Genomic DNA, 3,808 nt, shown 5'->3' with positions numbered 1-3,808 from the left:
ACCATTTTTATTATACAGCCAGAAAGGCTTGACAGAATTAAACAGATCAAACAGTTGGAAAATAAAAACTTGCCAAGAAATCTCATATCTACCCAAGTAGTAGAAGCCGGAGTGGATTTAGACTTTGATTATATTTTTAAAGATTTATCCCCCTTTGACAGCATAGTCCAAGCTGCTGGAAGATGTAATAGAAGAATGCTAAATGAACTTGGCACAGTAACGGTTGCTGAAATAGTAGATGATGAAAGTGATAATGAAAGATCGTATGCTTCTTATGTGTACGATAGCATATCGCTAAATAATACAAAAGAAATATTTGCCTACAAAAATAAATTTTCAGAAAACGAAGTTCAACAACTACTAGATAAATATTACAAGGCATTGTCAGTTAGCAAATATCAAAAAGGTCCATGGTATGACATAAAAGAAGGAAATTGGAGTAATTATAAACCTCTGATAGAAGAACATTTATACGAGGATGTGGTGTTTGTAGATGTGGATGGAACAGTTTCAAACAAATTATATGAAATTGAAAGTTTGGAACATAGTTTAGAAAATTACGAAAGAAAAAAACAACTATGGAAAGAAATTCAAGATTATTCTATAAATGTTCCTCACAAAGAACTAGAAGAATGGGAAACCCATTATAATGAAGTATTCCTAGAAGAAGATAAAAAGCTTGTGTATAAAGGTAATGGAGTTTGGTTGATTACGCAGTTAGGCATTGGGGAAATTTATTCTGAAGAAGTAGGGTTTATTCCGTATGAATTGAAAGAGGATTTTTATGGATGACAATATCATTACAGGATATTCAGTTTTAGCTTATTCAATATGTCCAAGAGAAGCTTGGTTTGTTTTAAGGAGATTCACTCCTGAACAAGATAACCCTTACATAGAACTAGGAAGGTTTTTACACAAGAATTCTTATGAAGGGAAAGGTGAAAAAGAAATAAAACTTCCAGGAGCAGTGATTGATTTAATTTGGAATGATAATAAGTGTACCATAGTTGGAGAAATCAAAAAATCCTCAAAGTCTTTTAAAGGAGCCAAAATCCAGTTATTATATTATTTAAAATTATTGGAGGATATGGGCGTTCAAGCAAAGGGGGAAATTCTGTTGCCAAAAGAAAAAAAGAGAATTCCCATTGTATTCGATGAGGAAGCCAAAAAAGAAATACAAGATATACTTCTTAAACTCAATGAATTAATTGAATCGCCTGTTCCACCTCCACCAAAATGGATAGGGATGTGTTCAAAATGTGGCTTTGCAGAATTATGTTGGGCGGGAGAGGAATAAATTGAAACCTATTTATATATTTCAAAGTGGAACATTATCTAGAAAAGGAAATACACTAGCCTTTAAAAGTGAATCTGATGAAAAAACAAAGTACTTCCCGATAGAAAACATTTCAGAAATAAAGATATTTGGAGAAATAAATATAAACAAACGACTTCTTGAATTTTTGTCCGCCAATAACTTACCACTCCATTTTTTCAACCATTATGGTTTTTATGTGGGAAGTTTTTATCCATATGAACATAATACAAATGGAATAACAATAGTTAAACAAGTAGAGCACTATATCTCCTCAGAAAAAAGATTAGTTTTAGCAAAAAAGTTTGTAGAAGGAGCTATGCAAAACATCTTAAAGATTGTGCAATATTATGAAAGGAAAAACGATTTAACAATAAAACGGTATTCGCAAAAAATGGAAGAATTTATTCTGAATATTCCCCAGATTGGTTCTATTAACGAATTAATGGCACAAGAGGGAAACTATAGAGAGATTTATTATAATTTTATTGATAACAATATAATCTCAAATGAAGATTTCAAAATGGTTGTCAGAGAAAAAAGGCCCCCTACAAATTACATGAACACACTTATCAGTTTTGGGAACTCTTTAATGTACTCTACAGTTTTAACGCAAATTTATCAAACTCCGTTAGACCCTAGAATTGGCTATCTTCATTCAACTAACTTTAGAAAATTTTCTTTGAACCTTGATATAGCTGAAATATTTAAGCCCATTGTGGTAGATAGAACTATTTTTAACCTTGTGAATAAAAAAATAATTAATGAAAACCATTTTAAAAAAGTTCAAGGTGGCATTCACTTGAACGAAGAAGGTCAAAAAAATTTCATAAAAAATTATGAAGAACACTTAAGTACGACTTTAAAACATAAAAAATTAAAAAGGAATATTACCTACAGAACATTGATAAAACATGAGGCTTATAAAATTTTAAAACATCTGATCGAAGAAAAAGAATACGTTCCTTTTACGATGAGGTGGTAAAAACGTACGTAATTATGGCTTACGACGTTAATGAGAAAAGAGTTGCAAAAGTTTTAAAAAAAGCGAGACAATACCTGAACTGGGTACAAAATTCCTTGCTGGAAGGAGAAATAACAAAAGCAAAATATGAGATCTTAAAACAACAGATAAGAAAAATCACAAAAAAGGATGAAGATAGCATTACTTGGTACATTTTCGAATCTCGAAAAATTTTTATCAAAGAAACTTATGGAGTGGAAAAAGGAGAACCTGATGACTTCATTATTTAAGGTTGTAATATTAAGAAACTCACCAAATAGAAAAAAGTTGAATTAAATCTTTATTTTTATTCTACTATTACCTTTCCTAACAATCCAAATTTATGAGAAAAAATAAGTAGATAAAGGCAATCAACTAAATCTAAGTTATAAAAATGACGGTAGTTAAGTCATAAAAAATGCTTTTTTCTTACTCATGTTTGTTTTAGAATTCTTACGTTATTTTTATATCAAACTTAGGAAAGAAACTGAATTAAAAAACCTCCATGACGGAGGTTTTTTAGTTACTTTATAAATTAAATTAGAATTGTAAGCCTACATGAATCTTGAATTTAGGTTTCCACTGGTCGGCTTCAAAATCTTCGTCATCATAGGTTAATGTTACCTTTTCAAATAAAACATCGGCACCTACATTCACATCGAAGTTTTGAACCACAAAGCTCGTTCCAAATCCACCACCTAAACCCCAACTCGAACTGTCGAATTCTTCTTCCTCTTCAATAGTGAATGATTCACCGGTACTGAGGTCTATGAATGTTCCAGAAGAAATGTCGAATGTAACTGTTCCAAAGGAATAGTTTACCAAGCCTTGAACATACATTCCAAACGCTAAGTCCGGAAAGAAAGTGTTCAAACTCTGTCTATAACCACCATTCGCACTAAAACTCGTTTGAGATAAATTCGCAGAAAGGCCATAATCAGCTATATCAATCACTTCTCGGCTGTATAATAAAAATGGTTGATGAGATACTTGACAAAAGGGATAAAAAAAGATATCACTCCTCATAGAACAAAAAACAAAAAAATAAAAAGAGAGAGGAGTGATATCATGAGCAACAAAATTATAGCACAAATACTGGGTATTGACAAAGGTTTTAAGTTAAAAGAGAGAAAAGATTTGAGAAAAGATGGAGAGATTTATTTTGAAGTGAGATATTCGAAAAAGGTAGGGATACCAGAATGTCCGTATAAATGTAAAGGATGTAAAGACAAGCGAGAATACATAGTACGTAACGGTAGAGCAAAAGAAAGGATTATCAAAGCCGGCAAAGTTGGAACACAAAGAATATATCTGATACACAGACCACAAAGATACATGTGTAAAAAAACAGGGAAAAGCTTCAGAAATGAGAAGATAAGTTATAGATGGCAAAGAATAACAAGAGCAGAGACAGAAAACCTTGTAAAGAGTTTGCGTAAGATGAGCATATCAGCAACCGCGAAAGAGTTTGGTGTAAGTGTGAGAACTGT

5 protein-coding genes and 1 pseudogene are annotated in these 3,808 nt (G+C 31.7%); 5 read left to right on the top strand and 1 reads right to left on the bottom strand.

From position 1 onward, the window contains the following. The 4 genes and pseudogenes from AA81_RS14310 to cas2 all read left to right on the top strand — a co-directional run. Positions 1 to 792, top strand: a pseudogene (locus AA81_RS14310) (hypothetical protein); the annotation flags it as partial. Then, positions 785 to 1,297, top strand: a complete 513-nt coding sequence (cas4, locus tag AA81_RS12040) for a CRISPR-associated protein Cas4 (protein WP_103077273.1) — start codon at positions 785 to 787, stop codon at positions 1,295 to 1,297. The pseudogene AA81_RS14310 and the gene cas4, both read left to right, overlap by 8 nt. Position 1,298: 1 nt before the next feature. After that, entirely contained in the window at positions 1,299 to 2,300 is a 1,002-nt protein-coding gene (gene cas1b, locus AA81_RS12035) for a type I-B CRISPR-associated endonuclease Cas1b (RefSeq protein WP_103899160.1), read from the top strand. 14 nt (positions 2,301 to 2,314) lie between these two features. Continuing rightward, complete coding sequence (gene cas2, locus AA81_RS12030) at positions 2,315 to 2,569, top strand: CRISPR-associated endonuclease Cas2 (protein ID WP_041534156.1); 255 nt, start codon at positions 2,315 to 2,317, stop codon at positions 2,567 to 2,569. A 289-nt stretch (positions 2,570 to 2,858) separates the two neighbouring features. Here the strand turns inward: cas2 and AA81_RS12025 are convergent, their stop codons facing one another. Beyond that, entirely contained in the window at positions 2,859 to 3,272 is a 414-nt protein-coding gene (locus AA81_RS12025; RefSeq protein ID WP_146050394.1) for a hypothetical protein, read from the bottom strand. 114 nt (positions 3,273 to 3,386) lie between these two features. Here AA81_RS12025 and AA81_RS12020 point away from each other — a divergent pair. Beyond that, the coding region (locus AA81_RS12020; RefSeq protein WP_146050393.1) for a transposase family protein at positions 3,387 to 3,808 on the top strand (422 nt) is incomplete at its 3' end.

Source organism: Petrotoga halophila DSM 16923 (assembly GCF_002924615.1).
Note: the sequence above shows the minus strand (reverse complement) of the source record. Positions and strands in the feature narration are given on the sequence as shown.